Raw genomic sequence first — 15632 nt, forward strand, 5'->3', positions numbered from 1 at the left:
CCTCCCCCGCCACGCGGGGGAGGATCACTGCACCGCCGGTGCCTCCTGTCGACACCACACTCTGGATGACCAAATGAGAACCATCCGCGCAATTCAAATCGTCGGCTGCCACGCCGAAGGCGAGGTCGGCGACGTGATCGTCGGCGGCGTCGCGCCCCCGCCGGGCGAGACGCTGTGGGAGCAGTCGCGCTTCATTGCGCGCGACCAGACGCTGCGCAACCTGGTGCTGAACGAGCCGCGCGGCGGGGTGTTCCGGCACGTCAACCTGCTGGTGCCACCGAAAGATCCGCGGGCGCAGATGGGCTTCATCATCATGGAGCCCGAGGACACGCCGCCGATGTCGGGCTCGAACTCGATCTGCGTCGCGACCGTGCTGCTCGATACCGGCATCATCCCGATGACCGAGCCGGAAACCCGGCTGGTGCTGGAAGCGCCGGGCGGCATTGTCGAGGTGGTCGCCGAGTGCCGGAACGGCAAGGCGGAACGGATCACCGTAACGAACGTTCCGAGCTTTGCCGATAAGCTTGGCGCAACGCTCGAGGTCGAAGGCGTCGGCACGCTCACCGTCGATACCGCCTATGGCGGCGACAGCTTCGTCATCGTCGATGCCGAGGCGCTGGGCTTCCGCATCGCCCCGGACGAGGCCCGCGAGCTCGCCGAGACCGGCATCCGCATCACCCGCGCCGCCAACGAGCAGCTCGGCTTCACCCATCCGACCAATCCCGGCTGGACGCATTTCTCGTTCTGCCAGATCGCCGCGCCGCTGGAGCGGCGCGATGGCCTCTTGACCGCTGCCAATGCGGTCGCCATCCAGCCGGGCAAGATCGACCGCTCGCCCACCGGCACCGGCGCCTCGGCCCGCATGGCGGTGCTGCGCGCCAAGGGCGAGATGCAGGTCGGCGACCGCTACCTGGCGCGCTCGATCATCGGCTCGGAATTCCTCGGCCGCATCGAAAGGGACACGACGCTCGGCGGTCGGCCGGCGATCATCCCTTCGATCTCCGGGCGCGCCTGGATCACCGGGACCCGCACCGAGATGCTCGATCCGTCCGACCCGTGGCAGGGCGGCTATCGGCTTTCCGATACCTGGCCGCGGATCGGCAAGTGAGCACCCACATCGCCTATGACGAGCTGGTCGCCCTGTTGCGGCAGGTGTTCCTCAGGCACGGCTGCTCCGAGACGGTGGCGAGCCTCCTCGCCCAGAACATGGCAGGCGCCGAGCGCGACGGGGCGCATAGCCACGGCATCTTCCGCATCAAGGGCAACCTCGCTTCGCTCGATACCGGCTGGGTCGATGGCAAAGCGATGCCGATGCTCGAGGACGTGGCGCCGGGCATGCAGCGGGCCGATGGCCGCAACGGCTTCTCGCTGCCGGTGCTGGAGCTGGCGCGGGAGCCGCTGATGGCGAAGGCGCGGGCCAACGGCATTGCGATGCTCAGCGTCCGCAAGGCGCACCACTTCAGCGCCGTGTGGCCGGATATCGAGCCGTTCGCCCGTGAAGGGTTTCTCGCCCTCGCGATGATCAACTCGATGGCGTCGGTGGTGCCGCATGGCGGCCACCGCAAGGTTTACGGCACCAACCCGTTCGGCTTTGCCGCACCGCGTGAGGGCAGCGATCCGCTGGTGTTCGACCAGGCCTCGAGCGCCATGGCCAATGGCGACGTGCAGATCGCCCGGCGCGAAGGCCGGCAACTGCCGCCCGGCACCGGTGTCGACCGGCACGGCAACCCGACCACCGACCCCAATGCCATCCTCGATGGCGGCGCGCTGCTGCCGTTCGGCGGGCACAAAGGCTCGTCGATTGCCATGATGATGGAGATCATGGGCGCAGCGCTGGCGGGCGGCGACTATTCGTTCGAGATGGACTGGAGCGCCTATCCCGGCGCTGCCACGCCGCATGGCGGCCAGACCTACATCCTGATCGACCCGCAGCGCGGCGCGGTGAACAGCTTTGCCGATCGGCTCGAGCTGTTGATCGCCGAAATCCACGATGCCGGCCAATCCCGCCTGCCCGGCGACCGCCGTTACGCCACCCGCCGCAAGAGCCTTGCCAACGGTATCGCCGTGGACGAAGCGGCGCTGGAGGAAATCCGGGCGCTGGCAGTGGCCTAGGGCGTCCCGGACGGCGGCATCACCCCCTCCTTCATCGCGGTGCAGCTCATGGCCGCCGGGCAACCCCTGCCCCAATGCGCCGCGTCCGCTGCCGTGCCAGCCGCGGCGTCGACCGGACAGCGCGTCGCTCGACGGCATCCATGTGAAGGCTGCGGACGTCATCGCCATGCCTGGCGCCGCCTGTGTTCATTTGAACATCAGGGCTTTCCCATATGAACATCGCTCGCTACGAATGGAGAACGAGGACGGAAGAGCCTCGCTGAAAACCGGAGGAACGATCTGATGCGCAAGTTTGCGTTGCTACTGTCGACCGGCGTTCTCGCCGCCTTTGCCTATGCGCCCGCATCTAGTGCCCAGACTGAAATCAGCTGGTGGCATGCGATGGATGCCGAACTGGGCAAGAAACTGGAGGAGATCGCGAACGGGTTCAACGACAGCCAGACCGAATACAAGGTCGTTCCAACCTACAAGGGCACCTATCCGGAGACGCTGACAGCCGCCATTGCAGCGTTCCGCGCCAACGAGCAGCCCGCGATCGTGCAGGTCTTCGAGGTCGGCACCGGAACGATGATGGCCGCCAAGGGCGCCATCTACCCGGTTCACCAGTTGATGGCCGACAACGGCGAGCCCTGGGATCCGGCAGGCTTCCTCGCGCCGGTCGTGGGCTACTACTCCGACACCGACGGCAACATCCTGTCGATGCCGTTCAACTCTTCCACGCCGATCATGTACTACAACAAGGACGTGTTCGAAAAAGCCGGCCTCGATCGCGAGACGCCGCCCAAGACCTGGGCCGAGCTCGAAACGATGAGCCGCAAGATCATGGAATCAGGCGCCGCACCATGCGGCTTCACCAGTGGCTGGATCACCTGGGTGCAGACCGAGAACCTGTCAGCCATCCACGATCAGCCCTTCGGCACGCTGGAAAACGGCTTCGGTGGGCTCGGTACCGAGTTCAGCTTCAATGGCCCGGTACAGGTCAAGCATTGGGGCAACCTCAAGAAATGGTCCGATGAGGGTCTGTTCGAGTATGGCGGTCCGGTCGGCGGGGGCGACGCGCCGCCGAAATTCTATGCTCAGGAATGCGCGATCTACATGAATTCCTCGGCTTCGCGCGCCGGCGTCATCAACAACGCCAAGGACTTTGAAGTCGGTTTCGGGCCGCTGCCCTACTACGATGACGTGACCACCGACCCGAAGAACTCGATCATCGGCGGCGCCACGCTTTGGACCCTCAACGGCAAGGACCCTGCGGTCTACAAAGGCGTAGCGAAGTTCTTCACCTATCTCAGCCAGCCCGAAGTGCAGGCGGCATGGCATCAGGCCACCGGCTACCTGCCGATCACCAACGCCGCCTATGAGCTCGGCAAATCGCAGGACTACTACGCCAAGAACCCGGGCTCCGACATCGCCATCGGCCAGATCACCCGCGGCACGCCCTCGGCCAATTCCAAGGGCGTCCGGTTCGGCAACCTGACGCAGGCCCGCTCCGTGGTGGATGAGGAATTCGAGGCCATGCTCTCCGGCTCGAAGACCGCCCAGCAGGCCCTCGACGCTGCGGTCGAACGCGGGAACCAGATCCTGCGCGATTTCGAAGCCGCCAACCAGTAGTCACGCCGGTTCGGACCGACGATCCCGCCTCACCCTCGCATCGAGGGTGAGGCGAAGCGAACTGGCGCTCGCGGCGCCGACGAGGGGGAGCATGCAGACCAAACGAACGATTTTCCCGAACAAGGTGCTTCCGTATCTGCTTCTCGTCCCGCAACTGGCGGTGACGCTGGTGTTCTTCATCTGGCCGGCGCTGCAGGCCGTGAAGTCGTCGTTCGAGCGAGAAGACCCGTTCGGCTTCAAGACCACCTTCGTCTGGTTCGAGAACTATCGGCGGCTCTTCGCCGATCCCAACTATCTCGGTTCGCTGAGCAAGACCGCGGTCTTTGCCACCAGCGTCACCGTGCTCGCCATGTCGGTTTCGCTCTTGCTGGCGGTTGCGGTCAGCCGCGTGCTGCGGACCAGCCGGCTCTACACCACGCTCCTCGTCTGGCCCTATGCGGTCGCCCCGGTCGTGGTCGGCGTCCTGTGGTGGTTCATGTTCAACCCCACCATCGGCATCGCGCCCTATATCCTGCGCGGCTTCGGCGTCGACTGGAACCACCGTGTCGACGGCGTCGACGCCATGCTGCTGGTCGTCATGGCCGCGAGCTGGAAGCAGATCTCGTACAACTTCCTGTTCTTTGTCGCCGGCCTGCAATCGATCCCGCAATCGCTGATCGAGGCGGCGGCCATCGATGGCGCCGGGCCGTTCAAGCGCTTCTGGACCATTGTCTTCCCCCTGCTTTCACCGACGACGTTCTTCCTGCTGATCATCAACATCAACTACGCCATGTTCGATACCTTCGGCATCATCGACGCCACCACCCAGGGCGGCCCGGCGCAGGCCACCAACGTGCTGGTCTACAAGGTCTATTCCGACGGCTTTCTCGGCCTGAACATCGGCTCGTCGTCGGCCCAGTCGGTCATCCTGATGATCGTGGTAATCGCGCTGACGGCGGTGCAGTTCCGCTATGTCGAGCGGCGCGTGCAGTATTAGGGGGCGGCAGCAATGATCGAAAACAGGCCCATCCTTGCCGTCCTCACCCACCTGGTGCTGATCCTCGGCGTCGTCATCGTGGTGTTCCCGGTCTACCTCGCGTTCGTCGCCTCGACCCATGGCGGCGGCGACTTTCTGCGCGGGCTGGTGCCGCTGCTCCCCGGTCCCAATCTGTTCGCCAACTACGAATTCATGCTGACCGAGGGTCTGACCACGGCGGGCGCACCGCCGCTGTGGATCATGCTGCTGAACTCGCTGATCATCGCGCTGGTGATCGCCACCGGCAAGATCTTCATCTCGATCCTGTCGGCCTATGCCATCGTCTTTTTCAAGTTCCCGTTCCGGATGCTCGCCTTCTGGGTCATCTTCATCACCCTGATGCTGCCGGTCGAAGTGCGCATCATGCCCACCTTCAAGGTGGTCGCCGACCTGGGGCTGCTGAACTCCTATGCCGGCCTCACCATCCCGCTGATCGCCTCGGCGACGGCGACGTTCCTGTTCCGGCAGTTCTTCCTCACCGTCCCTGACGAGCTGATGGAAGCCGCCCGCGTCGACGGCGCCGGCCCGATGAAGTTCTTCCGCGATATCCTGCTGCCGCTCAGCCGCACCAACATCGCGGCGCTGTTCGTCATCCTCTTCATCTACGGCTGGGTGCAGTACCTCTGGCCACTTCTGGTGACAACCGACAGCCGCTACTACACCATCGTGATGGGGATCAAACGGCTCGCCGCCACCGCCGACGCGGAGCCGCAGTGGCACCTCGTCATGACGGCCGTGATGCTGGCCATGCTGCCACCCGTCCTCGTCGTCATCCTCATGCAGCGCCTGTTCGTCAAAGGCCTCGTCGAAACCGAGAAGTAACCGCAATGGCAAGTATCGACATTTCAGCCGTCAAGAAGATCTACGCGGGCAACGTGACGGCCATCCACAATCTCGACCTCACGATCCCGGATGGCGAACTGGTGGTTCTCGTCGGTCCCTCGGGCTGCGGCAAATCCACCCTGCTGCGGATGATCGCCGGGCTCGAGACGATCACCGAAGGCACGGTCTCGATCGACGAACAGGTCGTAAACAAGAAGGAACCGGCAGAGCGCGACATCGCCATGGTGTTCCAGAACTATGCGCTCTACCCCCACATGTCGGTGCGGGGGAACCTGGAATACGGGCTCAAGAACCGCGGCACCCCGCGCGACGAGATCGACCGCCGCGTGGCCGAGGCGGCGCGCATCCTCGAGATCGAGCCGTTTCTCGACCGGCGACCGCGCCAGCTGTCGGGTGGCCAACGCCAGCGCGTCGCCATGGGCCGCGCCATCGTCCGCAAGCCCAAGGCGTTCCTGTTCGACGAGCCGTTGTCCAATCTCGATGCCAAGCTGCGCGGCCAGATGCGAATCGAAATCAAGCGGCTGCAACGCAGCCTCAAGACGACGAGCGTCTATGTCACCCACGATCAACTCGAGGCCATGACGCTGGCCGATCGTCTGGTGGTGATGAATGCCGGGCGGATCGAGCAGGTCGGCGCGCCGATCGAGCTCTACGAACGGCCTGCGACGTTGTTTGTTGCCGGCTTCATCGGCTCCCCGCCGATGAACCTGATCGAGGTCGACTATCTGCGCGGCCGCGGCGACGATCTAAAGCTGCCTGAGGGCACGGACCTCTGTGGCGTTCGCCCCGATACGATCCAGGTGGCCGACCCGGGCGAGCCCTCGGTGCGACTGGACGCGACGATCGAACTCTACGAGCCGATCGGTGGCGAGAGCCATCTGCATCTGCGGCTGGAGGGGAGCGGCCAGCTCATCGTTGCGGCGGTGCCCGCCCGCACGGCGGTGGTCGAAGGCGCGACCATTCCGCTCTTTGTCCGCATCGCCGACCTGCATCCCTTCAACCGCGACAGTGGCCGGCGCACCGACTGAGCATGTTGATGCGCGATGGGACCAAATCGCCGATCGCCAGCCGCGCCGCGACGGGCTACACGCTCATCGCGAGGCCCGGGCGGAAACGCATTCCGGGACGCGACGCGGGTCATGAACTGAAATGAGCAGCGCTCACCTCTCCCAACGACAGCAGGACATCCTCGACCAGATCGCCTCCGGCGGCGCCCAGCAGATCGAGGAACTGGCGCGGCGGTATGGGCTGACGACGCAAAGCATCCGGCGCGACATCAATGTGCTGTGCGGCCTGGGACTGGCAAGGAGGCTGCATGGCGGCGTCGATCTCCCGGTCCTGCCGCTAAACAGCCCGGTCCACACCCGCTCGCTGCTGCAAAGTGCCGCCAAGCGGCGCATCGGCGCAAAGATCGCCGAACTCATCCCCGACGGCTCCACGGTGTTCCTCGGGATCGGGACCACTGTGCAAGCCACGGCCGGCGCCCTGCGCGAGCATTCCGACCTGACGGTGGTGACCAACAATGTCGAAGTCGCCATGGTGCTGGGTGCTGCACCAGGCATCCGGTTGCACGTCACCGGCGGCGTCTGGCGGCCCAACGATCGGGATGTGGTCGGCCTCGATGCCATCCGCTATTTCGAGAAGTTTCACGCGACGCATGCCGTGGTCGGGGCCGGTGGCCTGAACCCGCAGGCCGGCGCGCTCGATTTCAGCCAGGGTGACGCCCAGATCAGCAATGGCATCCTGGCGAACTCCCGCATCCGCATCCTCGCCGCCGATGCGACCAAGTGGGACCTCGCCGCAGCGGTACGAATTGCCCCCTTCTCGGCATTCTCATGCTTCGTCACGGACCGACTTCCCGAGAACCCGGAAGCATCGCGCCGCCTGAACGAAAGCGGCATCAGAGTTATCGTGTGCAACGCGCCTGAGACGGAGTGAGCTGTTCCCGCCTCGGCCGGGCGCGCGGGGAGGCACGGAGCTGGCTGCCCCGCGCACGAAGGCGTCACTTACACGCGCACGCGATACGACCAAGCGCGGCGGACAGCGTGAACGACCCGCGTCGAGGACCCGACGCGGGTCGCCCCAAGCGGCGCTTACCAGCCCGGCAAAGCCAGCTGCTGCGCCTGCTTTTTTACGTCCTCGTCATAGAGCGCGGCGCCGTCGGCAGCCGAGCGGATGCCGGAGCCGACTTCCACAGTGATCTGCGGCAGGTTCGGGCCTTTGACCGGCGAGAGGAATTCCAGCGCCGGCGCCGTTGCCCCATCGGTCTCGAAATAGGGCAAGAGTTCGCTGACCACCGGCGGCACGTCAGCCGGGATGGAGCAGCCCTTGACGAGGTACGGGCCGGTCGCGCCGATCGCCGCGGTTTGCGCATCGCAGCCGGCAGTGCTGGCGACGAACGCGACGAAGCGCTTGGCCTCCGCCAGATGCGGGGTGGTCGAGGTGATGTAGAGCCCGTTGGGCATCCAGGTGGTGAGCCCGTTCTTGCTGGCGTCGTCACCCGGCAGGGCGAAGAAGCCGACATCGTTGACGAGGTCCGGATAGGTCGTGGCGATGGTGCCGACGGTGATCGAGAGCATCGGATATTGCGCGCCCTGGCCTTCGGCCACCATGCGCAGCCCATCCTCGAAGATCGCCGAGGCGAAATCCTCGTTGAGATAGCCGCCCTTAAACACCTCCTCCTGCCGCTCAAACCCTTTCAACGCGGGAGCGGTGGAATACTTCGCCTGGTTGGCAGTGTAGCGCTCGGCAAAAGCTGGCTCGGCCGCCTGCAGGTTGTAGTAGTCGCCGAGCATGAACAGCTGCGCCGTCCACGGCGTGCCGAAGGTCTGGATCACCGCGGGGATGCCGGCTGCCTTGAGCTTTTCGTTATTGGCCATGAACTCGGCCCAGGTCTTGGGCACGGCGAGCCCCAGCTTCTCGAACACCTTGCGGTTGTAGAGCACGCCGCCACCGAAGGCGGTGCCGATCGGCACGCCGTAGACGCGGCCTTCCTCGGTGACCACCGACTTGAATGAATCAAGGATTGCAGCCTGGTAGAGCTCGTCGGTCAGGTCGACGAAACGCTCCTTTGGGTTGAGTGCATGGAACAGCGAGCCGGCATTGTACCAGAGCAGGTCGGTCATATCGCCGGTCGAGAGGCGGGTCTTGACCAGGTTGTCGCCGTCGCCACCGGTGGGGATCAGCTCCACGTCGATGTTGATATCGGGGTTGGCCGCTTCGAACACCTCGATGAGCTTGTTGGCCGTCGCCACCTCGTTCGGGTTGTTGAAATGGCTCAAGGTCAGGTTCACCGTCTGGGCCGAGGCCCACCCGGTTCCGAGCCCAGTCAGCGCCGTCGCCAGGACAGCGGCGCGCAGATGAATTGCCGTGCGTTTGTTCACTTCCGTTCCTCCCTCAGGTTCCGCCCGTCTCCCGCTGGGCAGTCGGCTAAAGGACCACAGCGCCTCGCCATACGTCTTGCAGCATTCAGCCGCAAAGCTTGAACGAACCCGTGATTTGGGGCCAACACAGGGGCTTGCTGCACTGCGCCGGCTGCGGCTAGGCTCGTTGAATGAATCCCGGATCGCCGTTCGCGGCGCACTACACCATCGAGCAATCGACCGTACAGCTTTCGGCCGGCCGGCCCGTCCGGGCGCAGCGGCTGGAGGTGATCGAAGACGTGCCGCCGCACGACCACGCCTACCACGAGATCTGCATCGTCACCTCGGGCAGCGCCATGCACCGGACCAAGAACGGCCGCGCTCCGTTGGCGCGGGGTGATGTCGTCGTCGTGCCGCCGGGCGAAGTGCACGCCTTCGAGCGGATCGAGCGGATCGAGGTGATCAACGCCTATTATCTCAGCGAATGGCTGATGGGCGATCTCGGCCTGTTATGGACCGAGCCCGGAGCGGTGCCGCTGTTCCTCTCGACCACGCTGATGCGATCGCAGATCGTCGACACCGTGCAGATGCGGCTCGACGCCGACGATTTCGAGCTGGTTGCCGCGGAACTCGCGCAGATCGAAGCCGAGGGGAACCGTGCTGCGCCATCGCCGCTGTTCCTCCGCTGTGCGCTGCAGAAGGCGGTGGCGACGATGGCGAGAGCCTGGATGCGGCACGATCCGACCTCGGCCACCCTCACCTTCCGGCCCGAAGTATGGACGGCGATGGAGGCCATCGATCGGGCAGCCGGCGCCGGCACCCCCTATTCGGTCGCCCGCAGCGCCAGGGCGGCGGGGCTCTCGGTCGACCACTTCTCGGCGCTGTTCCGCGCCTCGACCGGCTATGGCCCGACGGATTTCTTCCAGCGGCGGCGCATCCACCGCTCGTGCACGCTGCTGCTCAACCCACGCCCCAGCATCACCGAGATCGCCGCCGAACTCGGCTATTCCGACGCCCCGCATTTCTGCCGACTGTTCAAGCGCTACCAGGGCATGACGCCCTCGGCCTATCGGACGATTTACAATGTGTGACCTAGGTCGCGCCAATCAGCTTTGATTGTCGCCGGCGCTCATCTCGCGGCATCGTGGCTTTCCCCTCATCCGGCGCTACGCGCCACCTTCTCCCCGACCGGGAGAAGAATCCTGCAGCGCCGGTGAGCCACCTTCTGTTCCTCGCCCCGTCGGGGAGAGGGTGGATCGGCCGTCAGGCCGAGACGGGTGAGGGGTTGGCGGCCACCGCGCCATGACGGGCATCAGAGGCGCCCCCATCAGCGAGCCGTTCTAGCTAAGCCCCCCGCCTCCCCCAGCAGCCAATCGACCATGGCGTCCCGCAGTGGCAGCGCCTCCGCAGGGTCGAACCGTCGCGGATCAGGACCGAAGATCCCGAACAACGGATGCGTAGGGTCGTGCCGCTGCGCCCCCATCTCGTTGCCCCCGGGGTCGATGCTGGGCGCTTCGGCCAGTGCCGGCAGCAGGTCGAGGCGGACGCGATCGGGCCATAGCGCACTGAGCAGCGTGGTCTCGAAGCGAGCGGCATGGTCGGGCGCGAGGGCCAGGCCGGTGGCCATGCTGACCGCCAGCGCCCGAACTCGCATGCGGTCGCCCTGCCCCGCCCATTCGGCTTCCAGCGCGCGGATCATCTCGATCTGCTCGCCCGCGAAATGACCGCTGAGGATCACCACAGCGCCGACCTCGAATGCCGCGAGGCGCCTGAGCGTCTGCCGCAGCAGGGGCCGGATTTCGTCGGCGCCGGCCATGATCGTCCACGGATAGTCGCCATGCCCGCCGCCGGTGCCATAGTAGAGCGGCGGCAGCACCAGCCCGCCGCCGCGCTGCGCCGCCAGCAGGCAGAGCCCATGCGCGGTGAGCCCATCGAGACCGACCGGCAGATGCTCGCCGTGCCACTCGTAGGTCCCGAGCGGCAGATAGACCAGCGATCGCTGCGCCAGCGCCTGGCGGATTTCGCTCGGCAGCAGCAGCTCGAACCGCACGGCAGCGGGGTCCATGCTCATTGGTAGTAATTCCGCGGCCAGCTATGGGCGGCCAGTTGCGCCAGCAACTCCTCGGGAAACGGCGCGCCATCGGCATAGGCGATGTTGGTATCCACCTCGGCCGGGCTGTGCATCCCGGGGATGACGGTCGAGACCTCCGGCACACTGAGGCTGAAGCGCATCGCGGCCTCTGCCAGGGTCGCGAAATACGGCGCGCAGAGCTGCTTCAGCCGTTCGACCCGCGCCAGCGTTTCGGCAAAGCGGTCGCCGCGAAACAGCTGATGCGGCCCCGACCCCGCAGGCCAGCCGGCATAAGTCGCGGCGCTCCAGCTGCCGGTCAGCGAGCCGGAATCGAGCGGCACCCGGGCGATGAAGGCCGGCGGATGATCCGGCGCGGCGCGAAACAATCGGTCCCGTGGGCGCTGCTCGAACAGGTTGAAGATCACCTGCTGCGAACTGACGAGACCGAGGCGCGCCAGCTCGATGCCGTCATCGGGCCGATAGTCGCGCAGCGACACGCCGATCTGGTCGAGCTTGCCCTCGAGCCGCAGCGCATTGAGGGTCTCCAGCCAATCGAGCTCAGTGACGCCATCCGCCACCCAGCAATGGAGCTGCAGCAGGTCGATGCGCTCGACCTGCAGACGCCGCAGCGACGCTTCGACGGCAGTGCGCAGATGCCAGGCCGGGTAGCGGCCGCGCATCGGCGGGCGCTCCTCATCGGGGCTCGGCCAGACGGTCGGCTGCACCTTGGTCGCCACATAGATGCGGCCCTGCCGCCATTGCCGGACCGCCTGCCCCACCACCGTCTCGGAGCGGCCCTTGCCGTACATCTCGGCCGTATCGACGAAGTTGATGCCGCGCTCGAAGGCATGGTGCAGCGTGCGGATCGACTCCGCGTCACTCGCCCCGCCCCAGTCGCCGCCGATCTGCCAGGCGCCGAAGCCGACCTCGCTGACCTGCCAGCCGGTGCCGCCGAACGCCCGGTAGCGCATCGCTAGCCGACCCGCGGGAACAGCTCGCTATCGAGCAGATCGCCGGCCGCAAACCCCTGCTCGTCGGTGACGATATGCGGCTTGCCATCAAAGCGCGTGCCATCGGGCATATAGATGATGGCGAAGGCTTCGCGCGTGCCGTCGGATTTGTTGGGGCCGGCATAGTGGAAGGTCAGCCCGTTGTGGAAAGTGGCGCTCCCCGCCTTCAGCGGCCGCGGCACCGGCTTCACTGGCCTCAAATGCGGGGCGTAATCGAACAGGTCCTGCGGATCGCTCAGATCGACGGCCGGCTGGGGCCCGAGCGAATGGGTGCCCTCGACGAAGGCCATGCAGCCATTATGCGTCGTCGCATCCTTGAGCGCGATCCAGATCGTCGTCTGGTGCCAGCGGTCGACATGCGGCCAGTACACCGCATCCTGATGCCAGGGCGTGCGATTGTTGCCCTTCATCGGCTCCTTGAACAGGGCCTGGTCGTGCCAGAGCCGCATAGGGCGTCCCTCAAGGCGCATCGCGATACGACCGAGCGCTGCGGACAGCGTGAACCGGGCCACATCGGGGTGGCGTTGCCAAAGATTCACCTTTTGATTGAAGATCTTCTCATAGGTGGCCTGCGCCCCGCTCCGTGGCCGATCAGGCGCCTCATTGGTCTCTATCGCCACGGCATTCACCACGGCCCCCCGCATCGCATCGAGCACCGGGCCGGTGATCACCTCGTCCAGTTGAATGAACCCGTCCCGCCGATACTGGTCGATCTGCTCCTGGGTGAGCGGGTAATCGGGAACGCTGAGCGTATCGTGCACCGTGATCTCCTCGGGTCCGGCTCTATGCCGTGTTGTCTGAGGGGATAGTCGCACTGGGGCTTAGGGCTGTCTTGGATCGATCGGAGGTGGGAGTTGAATGAAGCCGGGATGGGACGTGGGGGCGGAACAGCTGGCTATCTTCGTCGCAAGCCGCACGGTAGGCACGAAGCGAACTTTCTGGTGTTCTTGCAAGTCTCGCTCCCGCCTTGGGCTAGTACCACTCTCGAGCGGCGTCTCGTCCAACGTCCAACCAGCTTCTAAGGACAACAGGAAGGCATCTTCATCGCCGCTACGCGTGCCGCGGAGGCCGCGCATTTCCTTAGGGAGGTGCCTAACGCACCACCCGCTCGCCCGCTTCCTCGACCATTCGGTCGATGAATTTTTGGGCAATGGCTTCGCGCTGGGGATCAAAGTCAGTCCACTGCAGCGTCGCCTCAACCCTGATCCAGTCCTTAAAATAGGGACCGACAGTTCGGCCGCGACCGAGGTCGCAGTGCAGCCTGCTGAGGCCGAGGGCGCCAATCTCAATCTCAATGGTGGTCGCAACCCCGCCAATCTTGTGCACAGACGTTTCGTGAAAACTCCGCAGCACCCGCACCAGCGGCTCGAGGAGTTGACCCGCGAGGAACGTCTCTGGTCCAAAGAAGGCCTCCGTCACCGCCCAGATCTCGCCAGTGTGGAATAGCTGTGTCGCCGCGGCCGCGTTCTTCCCCTCTGGCGACCGGAGCCGATACACCGCCGCGCCCTGCGGGTTACGCGCGGCTTGGCCGGGACGCATTTCCGGGTAGAGAAGCGCCAGGTGTTGCGACTCCGCGATCTCAAGGCACCGACCCGAGGTCAGGGGTTCTGCCAGGGCGAGCTGCGGCATGAACCGCAGATAGATGCCGCGCTCGGCGTCGAAGCGGACGTGGCGCGGCGGCTTGCCCTCGCTGCGCAGCACATCAAGCCGCTCGCTGCCTTCAAATTGAAGCGGGGTGCTTTGCCATCGCCGCCGTTCCAGTGGCGGGGTCTCGACCACAGGGGACGGTGGCAGGAAGGGGCGCAGCGCTGCTTTCAACCTTTGCCGCAGAGCCCTCGCCTCGGCTTCCACTTCAGTACGCGTGGCGCTCGGAGCGAGCGAAAACTCGATGGGGCCGGCCTTACCCCGCAGATCGAAGGGCAAGTCATCACGTCTACCATAGTAGGTGTTCTGCACCATCAAGATTGCCTCGTCGCCGAGTGCACCCGCGGCGAATCCCAGCTCGATGCCTACGTTGTTGTTGATCATCCGTTTGACGCTGCCGTCATGGATCGTGACGGATCCGACGATGGTCACGTCGGCAACAAAAACCGTTGCCTTGCGGATCTTGGAGTAGATGACCGGCGCTAGATCGGGACTGCCAGTCAGCCCCAAACGATCGTGATCGAGCTGGATTTCCGCACGCTCGTAGACCGTCAGTTCATCGCGAAGTTCGCCGACAGCGGCAGCCAGGACATCGCGTACGAAGTGTCTGCCGGTCTTGCCCCCGGTGTCCGCCTGCCACGACCAAAATACCCTCATCGCGTGTCCCCAGCTACAGCTTGTCTCAGCTAGCCTTAACGACCGACTGCGTCTCCTGTCGGAAGCGCCACGTCGATACCAGGAACGTCGCCATCGTTCCGGCGAGGTTCACGGCGAGCTCCGCGTGGCGCGCGCTCGGCTTAACGCGGAGCGGTCCGCCGCTGTGGGCGTCAGAGATTTTGTTGCGCAAGGCCCCAAGGGACTCCACGATGGACTGACAGCTCCCTAGGATTTGCTTGAAGATCGTCTCGGTATGCAGGTCGGGGGCCAGGTTGAGGATGCCAGCGAGCTTCTTGTAGAGCACCGGCAGGTCATCCTTTTCGGCATAGGTCTCGCCGGCCTCGTGGATGATCCACTTGCAAACATCCTCCAACAGCGTCCGGGCGACGGTGATCGCGCCCTCAGGGTCGGAGGAACGGCGGTCCAGTGCCTGCTGCCAGCGCGCGTGCACGGTGTCCGGGTTGAAGGCTCTGAGCGTCGCGGAAATAGCCTCGTCAGACGGCACGCCGCGCTTGAGCTCAGCAACAGCATAAACCGGGCTACCGGAGATGCGCCGCTTCACCCCCAGCTGGAATCCGTCATGACGCAGATGCCCGTTGATCGCCTCAACCAACGTCGCCTGCCGCTCGGCGCTCTGCGCGATCGGGTCGGTGACTTCCTCCAGGAACCGGAAGAACTGCCACTGCGAGCACGTCAAAAGGCCCAGGTGGTCGAGGAGCTCCTGCTGCGACCAGTCATCATTGTTCACTGTGTGGCGGTAGATGGAATCCTCGAGTGTCACCTCGCGGCTGAGAGGCGCGTTGGCATAGGGTGACGGCATGTCGGCGACTGGCCACAGCCGCTTGATGAACTCCATTTGGTCGACTTCCGTCGCCAGCGGACTGCCTTCGAACAAGCTAAGGATGCGCCGACGTGTCAACTCGGAGACGTGTGTCGAGTCGTACTCGTCGAGCTTGGCGAGCAGTTCTCCGATCTCGAAGCTATCAGCCTCTCGGAGCAGCAGCCGCGCAGCGTCGACGACCCGGTCGGCCCGGAGCTCCTGCAGGCGGGTGGAGACATATCGGAACTTGCTGTTGAAGGCTTCTTGGTCCGTTCCAGCGCGCAGCCCAACCCGCTCACACAACGCGGGGACATCGTAGGCCTTCGTATCGGAAATCTTGCTGGCCAGTGCCGAGCGCAGTTGTCCAACCAGCCGATCGTGTTCGTTCATGTTGCATCGTGCCCCTCAATCATGGGCCCTCGCGCTGTGAAAATGGCCACTCGAGTTCATCGAGACTCATGAGCGACTGCTGACGAAGCGCACTCAC

At 65.1% G+C, this 15632-nt stretch carries 14 protein-coding genes; 8 read left to right on the top strand and 6 right to left on the bottom strand.

The features are described from left to right. Window positions 1–73 precede the first annotated feature (73 nt). From VW23_RS01395 to VW23_RS01425, 7 genes are all read left to right on the top strand, one after another. A complete protein-coding gene (locus VW23_RS01395) occupies window positions 74–1108 on the top strand; it encodes a trans-3-hydroxy-L-proline dehydratase (RefSeq protein WP_069907809.1) in 1035 nt (344 codons plus the stop codon). Then, on the top strand, window positions 1105–2112 hold the full coding sequence (locus VW23_RS01400) for an Ldh family oxidoreductase (RefSeq protein ID WP_201787998.1): 1008 nt from the start codon (window positions 1105–1107) through the stop codon (window positions 2110–2112). Before VW23_RS01395 ends, VW23_RS01400 begins: the two co-directional genes overlap by 4 nt. 282 nt (window positions 2113–2394) lie before the next feature. After that, window positions 2395–3723, top strand: coding sequence for a sn-glycerol-3-phosphate ABC transporter substrate-binding protein UgpB (ugpB, locus tag VW23_RS01405; RefSeq protein WP_069907810.1), 1329 nt, complete (start codon window positions 2395–2397; stop codon window positions 3721–3723). A 91-nt stretch (window positions 3724–3814) separates the two neighbouring features. Next, complete coding sequence (gene ugpA, locus VW23_RS01410; RefSeq protein ID WP_069907811.1) at window positions 3815–4699, top strand: sn-glycerol-3-phosphate ABC transporter permease UgpA; 885 nt, start codon at window positions 3815–3817, stop codon at window positions 4697–4699. 12 nt (window positions 4700–4711) lie between these two features. Beyond that, window positions 4712–5560: a sn-glycerol-3-phosphate ABC transporter permease UgpE gene (ugpE, locus tag VW23_RS01415; RefSeq protein WP_069907812.1), complete on the top strand. Its 849-nt coding sequence runs from the start codon at window positions 4712–4714 to the stop codon at window positions 5558–5560. 5 nt (window positions 5561–5565) lie between these two features. Then, window positions 5566–6609, top strand: a complete 1044-nt coding sequence (locus VW23_RS01420) for a sn-glycerol-3-phosphate import ATP-binding protein UgpC (protein ID WP_069907813.1) — start codon at window positions 5566–5568, stop codon at window positions 6607–6609. Window positions 6610–6730: 121 nt separating this feature from the next. After that, window positions 6731–7519, top strand: coding sequence for a DeoR/GlpR family DNA-binding transcription regulator (locus tag VW23_RS01425; RefSeq protein WP_069907814.1), 789 nt, complete (start codon window positions 6731–6733; stop codon window positions 7517–7519). Between the two features lie 155 nt (window positions 7520–7674). Here VW23_RS01425 and VW23_RS01430 read toward each other — a convergent pair whose 3' ends face one another. Next, the gene (locus VW23_RS01430; protein WP_244513332.1) at window positions 7675–8964 is read right to left on the bottom strand and encodes an ABC transporter substrate-binding protein; all 1290 of its coding nucleotides are present in this window, start codon (window positions 8962–8964) and stop codon (window positions 7675–7677) included. A 170-nt stretch (window positions 8965–9134) separates the two neighbouring features. On the opposite strand from VW23_RS01430, the gene VW23_RS01435 reads away from it, so the two are divergent. Next, entirely contained in the window at window positions 9135–10034 is a 900-nt protein-coding gene (locus VW23_RS01435; protein ID WP_069907815.1) for an AraC family transcriptional regulator, read from the top strand. Window positions 10035–10270: 236 nt separating this feature from the next. On the opposite strand, the gene VW23_RS01440 is transcribed toward VW23_RS01435, so the two are convergent. The 5 genes from VW23_RS01440 to VW23_RS01460 form a co-directional block, all read right to left on the bottom strand. Then, window positions 10271–11014, bottom strand: a complete 744-nt coding sequence (locus VW23_RS01440) for a creatininase family protein (RefSeq protein WP_201787999.1) — start codon at window positions 11012–11014, stop codon at window positions 10271–10273. Further along, window positions 11011–11985: an aldo/keto reductase gene (locus VW23_RS01445; RefSeq protein WP_069907817.1), complete on the bottom strand. Its 975-nt coding sequence runs from the start codon at window positions 11983–11985 to the stop codon at window positions 11011–11013. Before VW23_RS01445 ends, VW23_RS01440 begins: the two co-directional genes overlap by 4 nt. Before the next feature lie 2 nt (window positions 11986–11987). Beyond that, window positions 11988–12785, bottom strand: coding sequence for a phytanoyl-CoA dioxygenase family protein (locus tag VW23_RS01450; protein WP_176730301.1), 798 nt, complete (start codon window positions 12783–12785; stop codon window positions 11988–11990). A 331-nt stretch (window positions 12786–13116) separates the two neighbouring features. Beyond that, on the bottom strand, window positions 13117–14325 hold the full coding sequence (locus VW23_RS01455) for a hypothetical protein (RefSeq protein WP_069907818.1): 1209 nt from the start codon (window positions 14323–14325) through the stop codon (window positions 13117–13119). 25 nt (window positions 14326–14350) lie between these two features. Continuing rightward, window positions 14351–15535, bottom strand: a complete 1185-nt coding sequence (locus VW23_RS01460; RefSeq protein ID WP_069907819.1) for an abortive infection family protein — start codon at window positions 15533–15535, stop codon at window positions 14351–14353. Between the last annotated feature and the right edge of the window lie 97 nt (window positions 15536–15632).

This window comes from Devosia insulae DS-56 (assembly GCF_000970465.2).
Classification (GTDB): Bacteria; Pseudomonadota; Alphaproteobacteria; order Rhizobiales; family Devosiaceae; genus Devosia_A; species Devosia_A insulae.

Excerpts from the sequence above, each read along its gene's own strand:
- VW23_RS01460 (WP_069907819.1), bottom strand. The coding sequence starts at position 15,535 with ATGAACGAACACGATCGGCTGGTTGGACAACTGCGCTCGGCACTGGCC.
- ugpB (WP_069907810.1), top strand. The coding sequence starts at position 2,395 with ATGCGCAAGTTTGCGTTGCTACTGTCGACCGGCGTTCTCGCCGCCTTT.
- VW23_RS01445 (WP_069907817.1), bottom strand. The coding sequence starts at position 11,985 with ATGCGCTACCGGGCGTTCGGCGGCACCGGCTGGCAGGTCAGCGAGGTC.
- VW23_RS01395 (WP_069907809.1), top strand. The coding sequence starts at position 74 with ATGAGAACCATCCGCGCAATTCAAATCGTCGGCTGCCACGCCGAAGGC.
- VW23_RS01425 (WP_069907814.1), top strand. The coding sequence starts at position 6,731 with ATGAGCAGCGCTCACCTCTCCCAACGACAGCAGGACATCCTCGACCAG.
- ugpE (WP_069907812.1), top strand. The coding sequence starts at position 4,712 with ATGATCGAAAACAGGCCCATCCTTGCCGTCCTCACCCACCTGGTGCTG.
- VW23_RS01455 (WP_069907818.1), bottom strand. The coding sequence starts at position 14,325 with ATGAGGGTATTTTGGTCGTGGCAGGCGGACACCGGGGGCAAGACCGGC.
- VW23_RS01420 (WP_069907813.1), top strand. The coding sequence starts at position 5,566 with ATGGCAAGTATCGACATTTCAGCCGTCAAGAAGATCTACGCGGGCAAC.
- VW23_RS01435 (WP_069907815.1), top strand. The coding sequence starts at position 9,135 with ATGAATCCCGGATCGCCGTTCGCGGCGCACTACACCATCGAGCAATCG.
- ugpA (WP_069907811.1), top strand. The coding sequence starts at position 3,815 with ATGCAGACCAAACGAACGATTTTCCCGAACAAGGTGCTTCCGTATCTG.
- VW23_RS01440 (WP_201787999.1), bottom strand. The coding sequence starts at position 11,014 with ATGAGCATGGACCCCGCTGCCGTGCGGTTCGAGCTGCTGCTGCCGAGC.